16 protein-coding genes and 1 tRNA gene are annotated in these 17,133 nt (G+C 69.7%); 9 read left to right on the forward strand and 8 right to left on the reverse strand.

Annotation, left to right across the window (positions count from 1 at the left end):
* Positions 1 to 89: 89 nt before the first annotated feature.
* A complete protein-coding gene (gene htpG, locus ABZY45_RS28290) occupies positions 90 to 2,009 on the reverse strand; it encodes a molecular chaperone HtpG (RefSeq protein WP_356744312.1) in 1,920 nt (639 codons plus the stop codon).
* 176 nt (positions 2,010 to 2,185) lie between these two features.
* On the opposite strand from htpG, the gene ABZY45_RS28295 reads away from it, so the two are divergent.
* Positions 2,186 to 3,427, forward strand: a complete 1,242-nt coding sequence (locus ABZY45_RS28295) for a damage-control phosphatase ARMT1 family protein (RefSeq protein WP_356744314.1) — start codon at positions 2,186 to 2,188, stop codon at positions 3,425 to 3,427.
* Here the strand turns inward: ABZY45_RS28295 and ABZY45_RS28300 are convergent.
* Complete coding sequence (locus tag ABZY45_RS28300; protein ID WP_356744316.1) at positions 3,402 to 4,055, reverse strand: helix-turn-helix domain-containing protein; 654 nt, start codon at positions 4,053 to 4,055, stop codon at positions 3,402 to 3,404. The two genes, ABZY45_RS28295 and ABZY45_RS28300, sit on opposite strands and share 26 nt — an antisense overlap.
* Before the next feature lie 116 nt (positions 4,056 to 4,171).
* On the opposite strand from ABZY45_RS28300, the gene ABZY45_RS28305 reads away from it, so the two are divergent.
* On the forward strand, positions 4,172 to 4,732 hold the full coding sequence (locus ABZY45_RS28305; protein ID WP_356744318.1) for an NAD(P)H-dependent oxidoreductase: 561 nt from the start codon (positions 4,172 to 4,174) through the stop codon (positions 4,730 to 4,732).
* A 473-nt stretch (positions 4,733 to 5,205) separates the two neighbouring features.
* Entirely contained in the window at positions 5,206 to 5,709 is a 504-nt protein-coding gene (locus ABZY45_RS28310; RefSeq protein WP_356744320.1) for a DinB family protein, read from the forward strand.
* A gap of 366 nt (positions 5,710 to 6,075) precedes the next feature.
* On the opposite strand, the gene ABZY45_RS28315 is transcribed toward ABZY45_RS28310, so the two are convergent.
* A tRNA-Pro gene (locus tag ABZY45_RS28315) sits at positions 6,076 to 6,149 on the reverse strand.
* A gap of 88 nt (positions 6,150 to 6,237) precedes the next feature.
* Positions 6,238 to 7,176 (reverse strand): metallophosphoesterase, encoded by a 939-nt coding sequence (locus tag ABZY45_RS28320; protein ID WP_145809469.1) that lies wholly within the window; start codon positions 7,174 to 7,176, stop codon positions 6,238 to 6,240.
* Positions 7,177 to 7,255: 79 nt separating this feature from the next.
* Here ABZY45_RS28320 and ABZY45_RS28325 point away from each other — a divergent pair, with 79 nt between their 5' ends.
* The gene (locus tag ABZY45_RS28325) at positions 7,256 to 7,720 is read left to right on the forward strand and encodes a GatB/YqeY domain-containing protein (protein WP_073750322.1); all 465 of its coding nucleotides are present in this window, start codon (positions 7,256 to 7,258) and stop codon (positions 7,718 to 7,720) included.
* A 152-nt stretch (positions 7,721 to 7,872) separates the two neighbouring features.
* Here the strand turns inward: ABZY45_RS28325 and ABZY45_RS28330 are convergent, their stop codons facing one another.
* Complete coding sequence (locus ABZY45_RS28330) at positions 7,873 to 10,107, reverse strand: transglycosylase domain-containing protein (protein ID WP_356744323.1); 2,235 nt, start codon at positions 10,105 to 10,107, stop codon at positions 7,873 to 7,875.
* A 397-nt stretch (positions 10,108 to 10,504) separates the two neighbouring features.
* Here ABZY45_RS28330 and ABZY45_RS28335 point away from each other — a divergent pair, with 397 nt between their 5' ends.
* A complete protein-coding gene (locus ABZY45_RS28335) occupies positions 10,505 to 10,867 on the forward strand; it encodes a WhiB family transcriptional regulator (RefSeq protein ID WP_356744325.1) in 363 nt (120 codons plus the stop codon).
* A 49-nt stretch (positions 10,868 to 10,916) separates the two neighbouring features.
* Here the strand turns inward: ABZY45_RS28335 and ABZY45_RS28340 are convergent, their stop codons facing one another.
* Positions 10,917 to 12,410: an ArsA-related P-loop ATPase gene (locus ABZY45_RS28340; RefSeq protein ID WP_356744327.1), complete on the reverse strand. Its 1,494-nt coding sequence runs from the start codon at positions 12,408 to 12,410 to the stop codon at positions 10,917 to 10,919.
* Positions 12,407 to 13,441, reverse strand: a complete 1,035-nt coding sequence (locus ABZY45_RS28345; protein WP_356744329.1) for an ArsA-related P-loop ATPase — start codon at positions 13,439 to 13,441, stop codon at positions 12,407 to 12,409. The genes ABZY45_RS28340 and ABZY45_RS28345 overlap by 4 nt, the downstream gene beginning before the upstream one ends.
* Positions 13,442 to 13,512: 71 nt before the next feature.
* Between ABZY45_RS28345 and ABZY45_RS28350 the strand changes: the two genes are divergently transcribed.
* The 4 genes from ABZY45_RS28350 to ABZY45_RS28365 all read left to right on the forward strand — a co-directional run bounded on the left by ABZY45_RS28350 (position 13,513) and on the right by ABZY45_RS28365 (position 16,076).
* Positions 13,513 to 13,671 (forward strand): DUF4177 domain-containing protein, encoded by a 159-nt coding sequence (locus tag ABZY45_RS28350; RefSeq protein WP_019992579.1) that lies wholly within the window; start codon positions 13,513 to 13,515, stop codon positions 13,669 to 13,671.
* Positions 13,671 to 14,141 carry a RidA family protein gene (locus tag ABZY45_RS28355; RefSeq protein WP_356744331.1) on the forward strand — a complete coding sequence of 157 codons (471 nt, stop codon included), beginning with the start codon at positions 13,671 to 13,673 and terminating at the stop codon, positions 14,139 to 14,141. Before ABZY45_RS28350 ends, ABZY45_RS28355 begins: the two co-directional genes overlap by 1 nt.
* 190 nt (positions 14,142 to 14,331) lie before the next feature.
* Positions 14,332 to 15,249 carry an NUDIX hydrolase gene (locus ABZY45_RS28360; RefSeq protein WP_356744333.1) on the forward strand — a complete coding sequence of 306 codons (918 nt, stop codon included), beginning with the start codon at positions 14,332 to 14,334 and terminating at the stop codon, positions 15,247 to 15,249.
* Entirely contained in the window at positions 15,246 to 16,076 is an 831-nt protein-coding gene (locus tag ABZY45_RS28365) for an MBL fold metallo-hydrolase (protein ID WP_356744335.1), read from the forward strand. Before ABZY45_RS28360 ends, ABZY45_RS28365 begins: the two co-directional genes overlap by 4 nt.
* Before the next feature lie 135 nt (positions 16,077 to 16,211).
* On the opposite strand, the gene ABZY45_RS28370 is transcribed toward ABZY45_RS28365, so the two are convergent.
* Positions 16,212 to 16,886 carry a Crp/Fnr family transcriptional regulator gene (locus ABZY45_RS28370; protein WP_014046869.1) on the reverse strand — a complete coding sequence of 225 codons (675 nt, stop codon included), beginning with the start codon at positions 16,884 to 16,886 and terminating at the stop codon, positions 16,212 to 16,214.
* Between the last annotated feature and the right edge of the window lie 247 nt (positions 16,887 to 17,133).

A 17,133-nucleotide genomic window follows, 5' to 3' on the forward strand; every position in this document is an offset into this window, starting at 1 on the left:
TTCCGCACGGCGCCCGGGCACGGCACACAGGCACGGCACACGAACGAGGCCGCCAGGAATCCTGGCGGCCTCGTTCGTGTGCGTGTCGGTCAGTGCTGGAGCGTGCGCTCCAGCCGGTCGGCCATGAGCCTGCTGAAGCGTGAGGGGTCGCTCAGCTCGCCGCCGTCCGAGAGGAGGGCCAGCCCGTGGACGAGCTCGGCCGCCTCCGCCAGCTCGGCGGTGGCGTCCTTCTCGCCGGCTCCGGCCGCGTGCGCCTTCCTCAGACCGCTGATCAGCGCGTGCGAGGGGTTGAGCTCGAGGATGCGCTTGACGTGCGGCACCTCCTGGCCCATCGCGCGGTACATGTTCTCCAGCGCGGGCGTGACGTCGTGCGTGTCGGACACGATGCAGGCCGGTGAGACGGTCAGCCGCGAGGAGAGCCGTACCTCCTTCACGTGCTCGCCGAGCTGCTCCGTCATCCAGGTCAGCAGGCCGGCGTACTCCTGCTGCTGCTTCTCACGCTCGGCCTCGACCTCCTTCTTCTCCTCGTCCGTGTCCAGGTCGACCTCGCCCTTGGCGATGGACTGCAGCTGCTTGCCGTCGAACTCCGGCACGGACTGGACCCAGACCTCGTCGACAGGGTCGGTCAGCAGCAGGACCTCGAAGCCCTTGGCCCGGAACGCCTCCATGTGGGGCGAACTCTCCATGGCGGCACGCGATTCGCCCGTCATGTAGAAGATCTGCTCCTGCCCCTCCTTCATCCGCTCCACGTACGAGCGCAGGGTGGTCAGTCCCTCCTCGTCCTGGGTCGAAGCGAACGAGCAGATCTCCAGGATCGCGTCACGGTTCTCGAAGTCCTGGAGCAGGCCTTCCTTGAGGACGCGTCCGAATTCCTTCCAGAGCGTCCCGTACTTCTCCGCGTCGGAGGACCTCATGTCCTTCACCGTCGAAAGGACCTTCTTGACCAGACGGCGCCGCATCATCTCGATCTGGCGGTCCTGCTGGAGGATCTCGCGCGACACGTTGAGCGAAAGGTCCTGCGCGTCGACGACACCCTTCACGAAGCGCAGATACGTCGGCATGAGCGCTTCGCAGTCGTCCATGATGAATACGCGCTTCACATAGAGCTGCACACCGCGCTTGTGGTCCTGCATGAAGAGGTCCTGCGGCGCGTGCGACGGCAGGAAGAGCAGAGCCTGGTATTCGAAGGTGCCCTCCGCCTGCATGCGGATGGTCTCGAGCGGCTCGGTCCAGTCGTGGCTGATGTGCTTGTAGAGCTCGCTGTACTCCTCGGGGGTCACGGAGTCCTTCGACCGGGCCCACAGCGCCTTCATCGAGTTGACCGTCTCGGTCCCGGGGTCGGCGCCCTCCTCGCCCGTCGTCGCGGCCATGCGGATGGGCCAGGTGATGAAGTCCGAGTAACGCTTGACGATCTCCCTGAGCTTCCAGGGCGAGGTGTAGTCGAAGAGCTTGTCCTCGGTGTCCTCCGGCTTGAGCCGCAGGGTGACCGAGGTGCCCTGCGGGGCGTCGTCGACGGTCTCGACGGTGTACGTGCCCTCACCGTCGGACTGCCAGCGCGTCCCCGTCTCCTCGCCCGCGCGCCGCGTCAGCAGAGTGACCTCGTCGGCGACCATGAAGCTCGAATAGAACCCGACACCGAACTGGCCGATGAGCTCCTCCGAGGCCGCTGAGTCCTTGGCCTCCCGCAATTCCTGGACGAACTTCGCCGTACCGGAATGCGCGATCGTACCGATCAGCTCCACGACCTCGTCGTGTGTCATTCCGATGCCGTTGTCGCGCACGGTCAGAGTGCGCGTCTCCTTGTCGGCTTCGATCGCGATGTGCAGGTCGGACGAGTCCACGTCCAGCCGGTCGTCACGGAGTTTTTCAAGCCGCAGTTTGTCCAGTGCGTCCGAAGAATTGGAAATGAGCTCGCGCAGGAACACATCCTTGTTCGAGTAGATCGAATGGATCATCATCTGCAGGAGCTGACGCGCTTCTACCTGGAACTCGAATGTCTCGGCCGGCATAGGTACGGATTCCCTTTCCTGGGGTGAGTCGTCTGAGCCGGTACATATCGTAACCAGGCACCGCGCCGCCCATGTGCCCTTCCGTCCGGGGCCGTTGGCCGCCCACCCGGCCCCGGAGCGGTGACCGGCGCAACCTCCGGCGGGCGCCGGTCGTGCGGCCGGGCAGACTGGGGCACATGCGCGAGACACGAGCGGCTGCGGCTACCACGAACGAGGCCGGACCACCGGTGATCACCGGCAGGGAGCCAGGCAGCTTCGCCCGAGGGGTGCTGGCCGAGCGCCATCCCGCACTGATCGAGCAGGTGCGCGAAGCCTTCCCGTACGGCCCTCGTCAGCTGAGGGGCCTGGACGCCCTGCTGTACGAGATCGTCCACGGTGTCGTGGAGCCGCTCGATCCCACGGCCCCGGACAGTGACCTCTGGTCGGCGCGCGGCCGCGAGTACTTCGGGCGGCCGTGGTTCGAAGCCCCGTTCCTCTGGTCCGAGAGCTACTTCTACCGCAGACTCCTGGGCGCCGTCGGGTACTTCGACGAGGGGGCCTGGCAGGGCGTGGACCCGTTCGGCCCTTTCAAGCGGGCCGAACTCGTGGGCGGCACGGTGGACGAGGAGCTCCGCTCGCTGGACGACCTCGCCGGAGCCCCCGCGCACGAGCGCGCGACGGCCCTCCTTCTCGCCTCGCTCTGGGGCAATCGCGCAGATCTCGGCTTCCGTGGCCCGGCGGGCGAGGCCGCGCCGGGTGAGGCCGATCCCCGTCTGGTCGCCGACGACAGCGCGATCCTGTGGTCGCTGCTGCCGCCCCGGGCGCCGGCGACCGTCGCCGTCGTCGCCGACAACACCGGACGCGAGCTGATCCCCGACCTGGTCCTCGTCGACCATCTGCTGGAGCACGGCCACGCGCAGCGGGTCGTGCTGTACGTCAAGCCCAGCCCTTACTACGTCTCCGACGCGATGACCGCCGACGTCGTCGACTGCCTGCGGCGGCTGTCCGGCGCTCCGGGGGAGGCAGGCAGGATCGGCGGGCGGATCCACCGGTCGATGGGTGCGGGCCGCGTCGAGGTGCGTACCCATGCGTTCTTCTGCGCCCCGTACCCGTACGAGCGGATGCCCGCGGACCTGCGCGCCGAGTTCTCCGCCGCGACGCTGACGATCCTGAAGGGCGACCTCAACTACCGTCGGCTGGTGGGTGACCGGCTCTGGCCCGCGACGACGCCGTTCGCCGAGCTCACCTCGTACTTCCCGGGGGCTGTCGCCGCGCTGCGCACGCTGAAGTCCGACGTCGTCGCCGGACTGGATCCGCGGACCCTGGAGCGCCTGGAGCGGTCCGGCCGCGCGTGGCGCACCAGTGGCACGCACGCCCTGATCCAGGTGCGCGCGCGGTCCGCCGGGCCGGAGCTCAGCGTGCCACCCCGTGCCGGGTGACGAGATCGTGCCAGCCCTGCTCCAGCCGTTCGACGGGCATGCCGCGTTCGCAGGTCAGGTGGTGGACGAGGGTGGCGTCGATGGAACCGAGAAGGGTGTGCGCGATCAGCTCGCGCTCGCCCGGCACGTGCGCCTCGCGCAGCAGCATGCCGACATGACTGAGCCGCAGGCGGTACGCCGGCACGGTGTAGCCCCGGAGAGGGTCGGTGCGGGAGGCCAGGATCAGCTCGTGGTGATCGAGTTCGTGGCGCATCACCGCCGGCCCGAAGGCGTGCAGCCGCTCCGCGGCGGTGGCGCCGGGGCCCACCGGGGGCGGTCCGGAGAGGAAGGCGGCCTGCAGGAGAGTTTCCCGGTGGTCCAGGAGCGCGATGAGCAGGCCGGTGCGGTCCTTGAAGCGCCGGAAGACGGTGCCCTTGCCCACTCCGGCGGCGGCGGCCACCGATTCCATGGTGAGCTTCGCCGCTCCGCAGTGGGCCAGGAGGCGTGACGCCGCGTCCAGCAGGAGCGCACGGTTGCGTGCCGCGTCCGCCCGCAGCTGCTCGGGTTCGCCGACGGCGGCGAGCGGAAGGTTCGCCCGCACCTCACCGATGTCGGGCGGCCCGGGCAGCGGGGGGAGGGGAGCGGTCATGGCTTCAGGGTAACGCTGGAACAGCAGAAGTGGACCACGGTCCGTTTAGGTGGTACAACATTAAACGGACCCTGGTCCGCTTAATTCTGCTGTCTCCGTCTCCCGGGAGCTACCCCATGTCTGTACGCATCCTCGCCCTCGTCGGCAGCCTCCGCGCCGGCTCGCACAACCGTCAGCTCGCCGAGGCGGCCGTCAAGCACGCGCCCGAGGGTGCCGAGGTCGAGCTGTACGAGGGCCTGGCCGAGATCCCCTTCTACAACGAGGACCTCGACGTCGAGGGCAGCGTGCCCGCCGCCGCCGCGCAGCTGCGTGAGGCGGCCGGCCGTGCTGACGCCTTCCTGCTGTTCTCGCCGGAGTACAACGGCACCATGCCCGCCGTCCTGAAGAACGCCATCGACTGGCTGTCGCGTCCGTACGGCGCCGGTGCCCTGACCGCCAAGCCGGTCGCGGTCGTCGGTACCGCCTTCGGTCAGTTCGGTGGCGTGTGGGCGCAGGACGAGGTCCGCAAGGCGGCCGGCATCGCGGGCGGTGCGGTCCTGGCGGACGCCAAGCTCTCCATCCCCGGCTCCGTGACCCGTTTCGCGGAGACGCACCCGGCCGACGACGCCGAGGTCGTCGCCTCTCTGACCGAGGTCCTGCGCCAGGTCACCGACGGTGTCGGCGCGGCGGCTGCCTGACGCACCTGAGACGGCGGCGCGCCGAGTACGCCGCGCGCCGCCGTCCCGGTACACCCCGCACGTGTGGGCCCGGTCCGCTTCGCTCGAAGAGCCAAGCGCCCGTCTCCCCCCGGCGTGCTCCTCGTACGACGTGCATCGCACGCCCAGGGCGTCGAGCTTCTCGCGCAGTCCGTAGCGGTCCAGGCCGAGTTGGTTCTCCTGGAAGGCAGCGCGCGCCACGCCCTCCTCGGCCTTCGACGCCTCGGCGGTTCGCGTACCCGTTCATGGGGGACGACCACCATCACGCCGTCGTCGTCGGCCCGGGTGACGTCATCGGGACCTCCATGAACTCCTCGCGGCCTGGGTGTTCCGTCCGGCGGATCATGCCGGCCGGCCGTCGGCGCTGAATCGATGGCGCGCCGCTGGATGGAGCAGGTGGGGTCCGTCGGTAATTTCCTCGACAGCGGGCGCGGTGATCGGGGACGCTTCGCGCGATGACCAGAATCAACGACACGCCGCCCTCATGGGACGAGCGCGCCCAACTCACCACGTTCCTCGACTACGCACGTGACACCGCCCGCGCCAAGTGCGCCGGCGTCTCCGCGGAGAACGCCCGCAGGGCGCTCCTGCCGGGCTCACCGCTGATGACCATGAGCGGAGTGATCAACCACCTGCGCTGGGTCGAGTACTACTGGTTCCAGGTGGTCTTCCTGGGCGAGGAGGACCGGGCCCCCATGACGGAGGAGGATCCCGACCGCGAGATGCGTATCGCCGTCGACTTCCCGCTCACGCAGTTGCTCGACGAGTACGCCGAACAGAGCGCCCGCTATCGCGAACTGGTCGCCGGAAACGACCTGGACAAGCGGGCCGAGGGAACCATCCGCGACGGCCTCCACGTCGACCTGCGCTGGATCCTCCTCCACCTCACGGAGGAGACAGCCCGCCACAACGGCCACCTGGACATCCTGCGCGAGATGCTCGACGGCACGACCGGCTAGTGGATACGGCGGAGATCACGGACGGAGCCGGAGTCGGAGTCGGAGTCGGATCGAGGCGACGTCCGGCGGAATCCGGCTCGCGGCCAGGTCCAGGCTCTGCGCCTGGAGCAGGCCAAGGCGGGCTCTGGTAGCCGCCAGGGCTCGCGGCTGGGCCCGTGAACGACATCCCGCCCCATGGTGCGGTACGGCGATCTGTGCGGCGCCACGACGGAACGAAGGTCCGGAGCCGACGGACGATTGCACTGCCGAAGCAGGTGGTGGGGGTCCTTGAGGAGCACGTGCGCCGGCAGAAGCAGGAGCGGGCAACACACGGAAGAGGCCAGGTCCTGAATGTAGGACCTGGCCTCTGACCTGGTGTTTCAGCTGTCGGGGTGGCGGGATTTGAACCCACGACCTCTTCGTCCCGAACGAAGCGCGCTGCCAAGCTGCGCTACACCCCGATGTCCACCGATTGTCCCGGCGACATCGATTACTTTAGCCCACCCGCGCCCGGAGGCGAAATCCGGTTTGTGTGCGGGGCCGGGGACCTCAGTCCCGGGGCGTCAGTGTCAGCAGCGTGGCCTCGGGCGGGCAGGCGAAGCGGACCGGGGTGTAGCGGTTGGTCCCGCAGCCCGCCGAGACGTGGAGGTAGGAGCGCCGGTCGCCGACCGTGTGGCCGGAGAGGCCCTTCACCCGGTCCGTGTCCAGGTCGCAGTTGGTGACGAGGGCGCCGTAGAAGGGGATGCAGAGCTGGCCGCCGTGGGTGTGGCCCGCCAGGATCAGCGGGTAGCCGTCCGCGGTGAAGGCGTCCAGGGAGCGCAGGTACGGGGCGTGGACCACGCCGATCGAGAGGTCCGCGCCCGTCTCGGGGCCGCCGGCGACCTCGGCGTAACGGTCACGCTTGATGTGCGGATCGTCCAGGCCCGTGAAGGCGATCTCGAGCCCGTCGGCCTTGATCCGGCCCCGGGTGTTGCTGAGGTTGAGCCAGCCGGCCTCGTCGAACGCGTCGCGCATCGGCTCCCACGGGTTGTGGACGACGCCGACTGCCGGCGCGTTCCCGTTGAGGCCGTGCTTGCCCTGCATCTTCTCCATGAGATAGCGCGCGGGGTTGCGGAGCTTGGGGCCGTAGTAGTCGTTGGAACCGAAGACGTAGACACCGGGGAACTCCATCAGCGGGCCGAGGGCGTCGAGCAGCTCCGGCACCGCCTCCGGGTCGGAGAGGTTGTCGCCCGTGTTCACCACGAAGTCGGGCCGCAGGCCGGCCAGTGACTGGAGCCAGGCCCGCTTCTTGCGCTGGCCGCTCACCATGTGGATGTCGGAGACCTGGAGCACGCGCAACGGGCGTGCCCCGTGCGGGAGTACGGGGACGGCGATCCGGCGGAGGCGGAACGAGCGTGCCTCGAATCCGGCCGCGTACACGAGGCCCGCGGCGCCCACCGCTGCGCCGACTGCCGTTACTTTCAGGGGTACTCCATAGCGTGCGCGCATGCGCCCATCGTCGCAGACACAGCGCCACGGGACGAAAACAGGCGGGCGGCGAGTGCCCGGTACCTGTCACAATCGCCGCATGACCACGCTCAAGTCCAAGCTCAAGGAAGACCTCACCACGGCCATGAAGGCGCGTGACGAGCTCACCTCGTCCACCCTCCGGCTCACCCTCACCGCGATCACCAAGGAAGAGGTCAGCGGCAAGACGTCGCGCGAGCTCTCCGACGACGAGGTGCAGAAGGTGATCGCAAAGGAGGCGAAGAAGCGTCGCGAGGCGGCCGAGGCCTTCGCACAGGGCGGCCGGACCGAGCAGGCCGAGCGGGAGAAGGCGGAGGGCGAGCTGCTCGACGCCTACCTGCCCAAGCAGCTCTCCGACGACGAGCTGAACGCGATCGTCGCGCAGGCCGTCGAGGAGGCCAAGGCCTCCGGCGCCGAGGGCCCGAGGGCGATGGGCGCCGTGATGAAGATCGTCAGCCCCAAGGTGGCTGGGCTCGCCGAGGGCGGCCGGGTGGCCGCCACGGTGAAGAAGCTGCTCGCGGGCTGAGAGGCTCGGCGAATCCCACGGGCCCCGCGGGCTGAAAGGCCCGGCGGGACTTCGCGGGCCGAGTGGCCGGCGTACGAATGAGGAGGGGCACCCCCGGCCGGGGGTGCCCCTCCTCATTCACGCGTCATGACCTCGCCCGTCGAACCGGAGGCTCAGGGGCCGTTCCCGCCGCGCGGGCCGCCGTCGTTCCCGCCGATGATGCCCGGCGGCAGGGTGATGCCGCCGATGGGGTCGGCACCGGGCTTGTCGCCGCCGTTGTCGCCGGTCTCCTCGTCGCGGCCCTCGCCGGGCCTCTCGTCCTTCTCCTTCTCCTTGGCGCGCGGCACCGCGATCGGGTTGAAGGACGGGGTCTCCGAGGCGTTCAGCGCGCCGGTCATCGCGGTCTTCCAGATGGGACCGGGCAGACAGCCACCGCAGACCTTGTCGTAGTACTGGCCACCGATGGTGATGTCGTACATCTTGGTGGTCTTCTCGCCGATGTCGTCGCCGACCCAGACCGCGGTGGAGAGGTTCGGGGTGTAGCCGACGAACCAGGCGTCGAGGCGGTCGTTCGTCGTACCGGTCTTGCCCGCGTTGTCCCGGTCGGTGAGCCCGGCCAGCGTGCCGGTGCCGTCCTCGACCACACCCTTCAGCATCTGGCTGATCGTGTCGGCCGTCCTCTCGCTCATCGCGCGGGAGCACTCGGTCTTCGGTACGCCGATCTTCTTGTCGTTGGCGTCGGTGATCGACTCGATGGCGATGGGCGAGCAGTACGTACCCCGGTTGGCGAACGCGGCGTACACCGAGGCCATCGAGAGCGGGGTGCTGACCTCACCGCCGAGGGTGATCGAGGCGTGCTCCTCGATCTCCTTGCCGTCGCCCCGCTCGTAGCCGACCTTCTTCGCCATCTCGACGGTCTCGCAGAGACCGGTCTTCTGCTCCAGCTTGGCGAAGTAGGTGTTGATGGACTTGCCGAGCGCGCTGGTCATGTCCCAGCTGCCCTTCTCGGACTCCATCTCGTTCTGCAGGTCCCAGTTGGAGCTGCCGGTCGGAGCTCCCGCACAGGTGCGGAAGGAGTTCAGCGGAAGCGAGATCTTCCAGTCCGTGGCGTAGCTCTGGGCCGGGCTGATGCCCTTCTCCAGGGCCGCGGCGGCGGTGATGGGCTTGAAGGTCGAACCGACCTGGAAGCCGTAGGTGCTGCCGCCCATCTTGTTGCTGACAGCGAGGTTGATCATCGTCTCGTGCTTCTTCTGGTCCAGTCCGTACGGCCGGGACTGACCCATCGAGAGGATCTTGCCGGTGCCGGGCTCGACCTGGACGACCGAGGCGGCGACCCTGTCGTCCTTGTAGACCTTCGACGTGGCGGCCTCGTCGGCCGCCTGCTGCGCACGCGGCGACAGCGTGGTCCTGATGGTGAGACCGCCGAGGTTCCAGAGCTTGGAGCGCTCCTCCTCGGTCTTCCCGAAGGCCGGGTCGGTGAGGATCGTCTTGCGCACGTAGTCGCAGAAGAAACCGGCGCCGCTGACTGCGGTGATGCAGCCGTTCTTGGGCCTGCTGACCTTCAGGGCGAGAGGGGAGGCGATGGCCTTGTCGGCCTCGGCCTGCGAGATGCTGCCGACGGCCGCCATCCGCGCGAGCACGGTGTTGCGGCGCTTGGTGGCTTCCTCCGCGTCGTTGACCGGGTCGTAGCGGGTCGGCGACTGGACGAGGCCGGCCAGCATCGCCGCCTCCTCCAGCTTCAGGTCCTTGGCGTGCTTGGAGAAGTAGCGCTGCGAGGCGGCCTCGATGCCGTAGGCCTGCTGCCCGAAGAACGTGATGTTGAGGTAGTTCTCCAGGATCTTCTTCTTGCCGAGCTCTTCCTCGACCTGGATCGCGTACTTCAGCTCGCGGACCTTGCGGCCCAGCGTCTGCTGCGTGGCCTCCGCGACCTTGTCGGGGTCGTCGCCCGCCTCCTCGACGAACACGTTCTTCACGTACTGCTGGGTGAGTGTGGAGGCGCCCTGGGCCGCGCCGCCCTCCTGTACGTTCCGGTTCATCGCGCGCAGGATGCCCTTGAGGTCCACCGCGCCGTGCTCGTAGAAGCGCGAGTCCTCGATCGCGATGATCGCGTCCTGCATGTACGGGGAGATGTCCTTGAGCGGCACGACGGTGCGGTCACGCGAGTACACCGTGGCGAGCGCCCCGCCCTCGCTGTCCAGGATCGTGGTCCGCTGGCTCAGCGGCGGCGTCTTGAGGTTGGAAGGGATCTCGTCGAATCCCTCGACCGTCCCCTTGGCCGCGAGCCCCAGTGCGCCGGCAGCCGGCAGCGCGATGCCTGCCAGTACAGCTCCGGACAGCGCGGCGACACCGAGGAACTTGGCGGCCTGCTGGGTCGTCGTAAGACCCCCGCCTGAGCGCTTCTTTGGCATGGGGGCAGCCTACGTTCTCATTCGCCGGACACGCGTACAGGCCTTGGCCTAAGCTGCTCTCAACTGTCACAGCAGTCCGATTTTGTAGCAAGCCCTCTGCATGGTCCGAACGGAATCCAGCCAGGCATCAAGGCGCCCCCGAATTCGCCCGTCGTGTCGCTGAATGTCCGTTACGGCTTGGGTATTCTGTCCCGATTCTCTCGGGATAGTCCCGCATGTCCTTACGTCACTCCTCTGGGTGATCTCCCGCGCACGCATAGTCCGTTCGGGCCATTCAAGATTGGGCCCGAAGGGGGTGTTGTGCTGTCGCCACCTTCCGTAACGTCCTCAACTGGTAGCGGTGAATATGCCGCTGCCGCCGTGGGGGAGCCTCGATTCGGGAGAGGACGGCGCCGGGATGGGCTGGGTAACCGACTGGAGTGCGCAGGCAGCCTGCCGCACTACCGATCCGGATGAACTGTTCGTACAAGGGGCAGCGCAGAACAGGGCCAAGGCGGTGTGCACCGGATGCCCGGTGCGGACCGAGTGCCTGGCCGACGCGCTGGACAATCGCGTCGAGTTCGGCGTGTGGGGCGGAATGACGGAGCGGGAGCGCCGAGCGCTGCTGCGCCGACGTCCGACCGTCACGTCATGGCGCCGCCTGCTGGAGACCGCACGCAGTGAGTACGAGCGGTCCACAGGCCTGCTGCCCGCAGCGGTGGGACTGGACGACGATCTGCACGACGACGAACTGCACGAGACGTTCGCCGCCGTGGGGTGAGGCCGGGGCGTGCCCCGTGGGCCCGCTCGCGAGGGAGCCGGCGGTCGTCCTACGCAGCTCCGGCCGGAGCTGAACCGGTCGCGAGCCGTTCCCCGACGGCCCTGAGGCCTGTGAGGTCGTGCACGTCACCGGGCAGCGCGGCCACCTCGGTCACGGGGACCTCGGGGTGGAGCGTGGTGAAGCGGTCACGCGTGTGCTGCTCACGCGCGACGACCTGCATCCGCTCGGCGTGCAGCCGCAGCAGCCCTGCGGCCAACTGCTCGACGGTCACGGCGTCGTCGACGGAGGTGTCATGCCTGCCTGCTTGTGTGTGGGTGGATGACTCGGACGGGTCAGACGACTTCCGGCCACGCGCCTCGGGGGTGGGCGATGTCCGGGTGCCCGACGAAGGTTCGTGCCGGGGCGGCTCGTACGGCGTCGACGCAAGGTCGTGCGACTCATGTGGGTGCGGTGCGTGGTCGTGCGGCTCGTGGGCGTGCGGGTGCGGCTCGGTGCTCTGCTCGGGGGAGAGCGGTGACTCCGGGGCTTCGGGAGAGGTGGCGGCCACCAGGTCCGCCGGGTCACCAAGGCCAGCCTTCCCGGTCGCCTGATCCACAATGCCGATGCCCTCAAGATTTTCTGCGGCAGTCAGCGCCCGCTCCGCCGAGAGCCGTGCGGCCTCGCTGCCGTGCACCCGGTTGAGTACCAGGCCCGCAAGCGGCATCTCCTCGGCGGCCAGGCGTTCCACGAAGTAGGCGGCCTCGCGAAGCGCGTCCCGCTCGGGCGTCGCCACGACGAGGAATGCCGTCCCCGGAGCCTGGAGCAGCTTGTACGTCGCGTCGGCCCGCGTACGGAATCCGCCGAACATGGAGTCCATCGCCGCGACGAAGGTCTGTACGTCGCGCAGGAACTGCCCGCCCAGCAGCTTGCCGAGCGTGCCCGTCATCATCGACATGCCGACGTTCAGGAACTTCATCCCTGCCCGTCCGCCGATCTTCGCCGGAGCGATCAGCACCCGGATGAACTTCCCGTCCAGGAACGAGCCGAGACGTTTCGGCGCGTCCAGGAAGTCCAGGGCGGAGCGGGACGGCGGGGTGTCGACGATGATCAGGTCCCACTCGTCGCGCGCCCTCAGCTGCCCGAGCTTCTCCATCGCCATGTATTCCTGCGTGCCCGCGAACCCGGCCGACAGCGACTGGTAGAAGGGGTTCTCCAGGATCGCGCGGGCCCGCTCGGCGTCCGTGTGCGCCTCGACCGTCTCGTCGAAGGTGCGCTTCATGTCGAGCATCATGGCGTGCAGTTCGCCGTCGCCCGCGATGCCGTCGACCCGGCGGGGGACGTTGTCGAGCCGGTCGATTCCCATGGACTGGGCGAGCCGGCGGGCCGGGTCGATGGTGAGGACGACGACCTTGCGCCCACGCTCGGCCGCCCGTACACCGAGCGCCGCGGCGGTCGTGGTCTTGCCCACGCCGCCTGATCCGCAGCACACGACGATACGGATCTCCGGGTCGTCCAGGAGCGCGTCCGTGTCCAGCCCCGGTGCGATCCCCGTGCCCAGCGTCATGATCCCGCCCCTCGTCCGGAGCCGCGGCGCTCCTCGCCCCGGGGCGTCCGCCCCGCCTCGTCCGCGGTCTCGTCGCCCACACCCTGCTTACGGAACTCCTCCGCCAGCTCGTACAGAGCGGGCAGGCTCACCCCCTCACCCATCAGCGGGAGCTCGGCCGTGGGCAGCCCCAGCCCGGCCAGCACCGCCCGCTGCTCACGCTCCAGGCCGACGCGCTGCGCATGCTCGGCCGCCTGTTCCAGCAGGGGGCGTACCAGCCCCGCGGAACCCGTCACACCCGCCCGGGTGAGCGTCTTCGCGAGTTCCTTGCGGCGGTTCCCCGAAGCCGTACGCAGCGCGTCCTCGTCCAGCAGATGGGGCCTCACCATGTTGACCACGATCCTGCCCACGGGGAGTTCGGCGGCCCGCAGCTCCGCGATGCCGTCGGCCGTCTCCTGGACCGGCATCTCCTCCAGGAGCGTCACCAGGTGGACGGCGGTCTCAGGGGACTTCAGGACCCGCATGACGGCCTGCGCCTGATTGTGTATCGGTCCGATCCTCGCCAGGCCGGCCACCTCGTCGTTCACGTTGAGGAAGCGGGTGATCCGGCCGGTGGGAGGCGCGTCCATGATCACGTGGTCGTAGACGAACCTGCCCTGCTTGTCCTTGCGGCGTACGGCCTCGCAGGCCTTGCCGGTCAGCAGGACGTCCCGTACGCCGGGGGCGATGGTGGTGGCGAAGTCGATGGCGCCGAGCTTCTTGAGCGCACGGCCGGCGCTGCCCAGCTTGTAGAACATCTGGAGGTAGTCGAGGAGCGCGCGCTCGGCGTCGATCGCCAGGGCGTGGACCTCGCCACCACCCGGCGCCACCGCGATTTTGCGCTCCTCGTAGGGAAGCGCCTCCGACTCGAAGAGCTGGGCGATGCCCTGTCTGCCCTCGACCTCGACGAGGAGGGTGCGCCTGCCCTCGGTCGCGAGGGCGAGCGCGAGTGCGGCGGCGACCGTGGTCTTACCGGTCCCGCCCTTGCCGCTGACGACCTGGAACCTGCTCACGTCTTCGAGCCTAACCAGTCGGCAGGCAGGCTACGCACGAGGCCGCCTGTGCCAGGCATTACAGTCGGCTCATGACCAAGTGGGAATACGCGACCGTGCCCCTTCTCGTGCACGCGACCAAGCAGATTCTGGACACCTGGGGCGAGGACGGCTGGGAGCTGGTCCAGGTCGTTCCCGGCCCGAACAACCCCGAGCAGCTCGTGGCCTACCTGAAGCGGGAGAAGCCGTAGTGGCGGGCGCCGTCGAGGAGAAGCTCGCCGAACTCGGCCTGACGCTTCCGGACGTCGTACCGCCGCTGGCCTCCTACCAGCCGGCCGTGCGCTCAGGGGTGTACGTCTACACCTCCGGCCAGCTCCCCATGGTGGACGGCAAGCTCGCGGTGACCGGCAAGGTCGGCGCCGAGGTGACGCCGGACGAGGCCAAGGAACTGGCCAAGACCTGCGCGCTGAACGCCCTGGCGGCCGTGAAGTCGGTCGCCGGCGATCTCGACCGGATCGCCCGAGTCGTGAAGGTGGTGGGCTTCGTCGCCTCCGCCGCGGACTTCACCGGGCAGCCGGGCGTGATCAACGGCGCGAGCGAACTGCTCGGCGCCGTCCTGGGCGACAAGGGCGTGCACGCCCGTAGCGCCGTGGGCGTCGCGGTACTGCCGCTGGACGCCCCGGTGGAGGTCGAGGTCCAGGTCGAGCTCGTCGACGCCTGATCCCCCACACCCCCCGATCCCGCCCGGTCCCGCGACCGGGCGGGATCACGTGTGTACGGGGTGCCTCGCCCGGTGACCGGCCTGCGTGTACGGGCGTGGCCTCGCCCCCGTGACAGGCCCGCGTGTACGGGGAAGGCATCCGTGTCCGAGGCCCCTCGAACATCGGCGCGGTTCCGGATAGCCTCCGGCCATGTCCAACGGTCAGTGGTACCCACCGGAATGGCCCGCCCGGATCAGGGCCCTCGCCAGCGGCGAGCTGACGGCCGTGGTCCCCAGGAGAGCGGCCACGGTGATGCTGCTCCGGGACGAACCGGCGGGCGCCGACCCCACGGGCCCCTCCGTCCACATGCTGCGCAGGCGCACCTCCATGGCGTTTGCCGGGGGCGCGTACGCCTATCCGGGTGGCGGGGTCGACCCGCGCGACGACGACCACCTCGTGGGGTGGGCGGGGCCCTCCCTGGAGAGCTGGGCCACGCGCCTGGGCGTGGACACCGCGGCCGAGGCCCAGGCAGTGGTCTGCGCGGCGGTCCGCGAGACGTACGAAGAGGCCGGCGTCCTGCTGGCCGGTCCGACCGCCCACACCGTCGTGAGCGACACCACGGGCGCCGACTGGGAGGCCGACCGCGAGGCACTCGTCGCCCGGGAGCTGTCCTTCGCCGGCTTCCTGGAACGCAGGGGCCTGATCCTGCGCTCCGACCTGCTGGCGGCGTGGGCGCGCTGGATCACCCCGGCGTTCGAACCCCGGCGCTACGACACCTGGTTCTTCGTGGCCGTCCTCCCGGAAGGCCAGCGCACCCGGAACGCCTCCACCGAAGCCGACCGGACCGTCTGGATCCGCCCGGGCGACGCCGCCGACGGCTACGACCGGGGCGAACTGCTGATGATGCCGCCCACCGTGGCCACCCTGCGGGCGCTGAGGCCGTACGGGACGGCCGGGGAGGCGCTGAAGGCAGCCGATTCCCAGAACCTGGCTCCCGTGCTGGCAGAGGCCCGCATGGAGGGTGACGAGCTGGTGCTGAGCTGGCCGGGTCACGAGGAGTTCACCAAACACGTACCGGCGGGCGGTTCCGCCCCCGCCGACGGCGGCACGGACGGTGCCTCCGCATGAGCGACGCGGCAGCACTGCCGGGCCAGCCCCGCGGCGGCGTCCTCTCCGGGCCGGCCACCGCCCGCACGGTCAACGTCCTGGCCCCCAACGCCTCGGCGATGACCCTGGACGGCACGAACACCTGGATCGTCGCCGAACCGGACTCCGATCTCGCTGTCGTGATCGATCCCGGGCCGCTCGACGACACACATCTGCGAGCCGTCGTCGACACCGTGGAGCGGGCGGGCAGGCGCGTCGCTCTCACCCTGCTGACCCACGGCCACCCCGACCACGCCGAGGGAGCCGCCCGTTTCGCCGAACTCACACGTACGCCCGTGCGTGCCCTCGACCCCGCGCTGCGGCTGGGGGAGGAGGGCCTCGCGTCCGGCGACGTGATCACCACGGGCGGGCTCGAACTCCGGGTCGTACCCACCCCCGGGCACACCGCCGACTCGCTCTCCTTCCACCTGCCCGCCGACCGCGCGGTGCTGACGGGCGACACGATCCTGGGGCGCGGCACGACCGTCGTCGCCCACCCGGACGGACGGCTCGGCAACTACCTGGACACGCTGCGCCGGCTGCGCTCGCTGACGGTCGACGACGGCGTCCACACGGTGCTTCCGGGACACGGGCCGGTGCTGGAGGACGCGCAGGGCGCGGTCGAGTTCTACCTCGCCCACCGCGCGAGCCGGCTGGCGCAGGTCGAGACGGCCGTGGAGGCGGGGCACGGGACACCGGCCGAGGTCGTCGCCGCGGTGTACGCGGACGTGGACCGTTCCCTGTGGCCGGCGGCGGAGCTGTCGGTGCGCGCCCAGATGGAGTACCTGACCGAGCACGGCCTGATCTGAACCGGACGTTCCACCATGCCGAAGGGCCCCACCACGCCGAAGGGCCCCACCGCCCGGTGGGGCCCTTCGGCATGTGCGTGTGACCGGTACCGGCCCTGCCCGGCTGTCCCGGGCGGCGGTGTACGGGCGGAGGCGTCAGCGGGAGCGCTTCGCCAGACGCTCCACGTCCAGCAGGATCACGGCGCGCGCCTCGAGGCGCAGCCAGCCGCGGCCCGCGAAGTCGGCGAGCGCCTTGTTGACCGTTTCGCGGGAGGCGCCGACCAGCTGGGCCAGCTCCTCCTGGGTCAGGTCGTGCACGACGTGGATGCCCTCCTCCGACTGCACGCCGAAGCGGCGGGACAGGTCGAGGAGCGCACGGGCGACGCGGCCCGGCACGTCGGAGAAGACCAGGTCGGACATCTGGTCGTTCGTCTTGCGGAGCCTGCGGGCGACGGCGCGCAGCAGCGCGGTGGCCACCTCGGGGCGGGCGTTCAGCCAGGGCTGGAGGTCTCCGTGGCCGAGGCCGAGCAGCTTGACCTCGGTGAGCGCCGTCGCCGTCGCGGTGCGGGGGCCCGGGTCGAAGAGCGACAGCTCCCCGATCAGCTCGCCGGGGCCGAGGACGGCCAGCATGTTCTCCCGCCCGTCGGGTGAGGTGCGGTGGAGCTTCACCTTGCCCTCGGTGACCACGTACAGGCGGTCGCCCGGGTCGCCCTCGTGGAACAGCGCGTCGCCGCGCGCGAGGGTCACCTCACTCATCGAGGCGCGGAGCTCCGCGGCCTGCTCATCATCGAGCGCCGCGAAAAGCGGGGCGCGCCGCAGAACGTCGTCCACGAGTTCTCTCCTTGTCGGCCTGTTCAGGGAAGCGTGGTTTCCATGATGCCGGACGGTAAAACAGTGCGATCGATCACAAACCAGTTTGACGCACGGGCGTGCCGGACCCTACGGCAGGGGGCCGATTGGGCGTGGATGCGCGGTGACCGGGGCGGATGTCAGCCCCTGGCTCTAGGCTGGCCGGGTGTCCGGTACGCCGGTGACAGCACAGGCCAAGGGGGCTGATGGGGTGTCGGGAGACAAGAAT

Origin of the sequence: Streptomyces sp. NPDC006516 (genome assembly GCF_040611875.1) — a bacterium.
Taxonomy (GTDB): domain Bacteria; phylum Actinomycetota; class Actinomycetes; order Streptomycetales; family Streptomycetaceae; genus Streptomyces.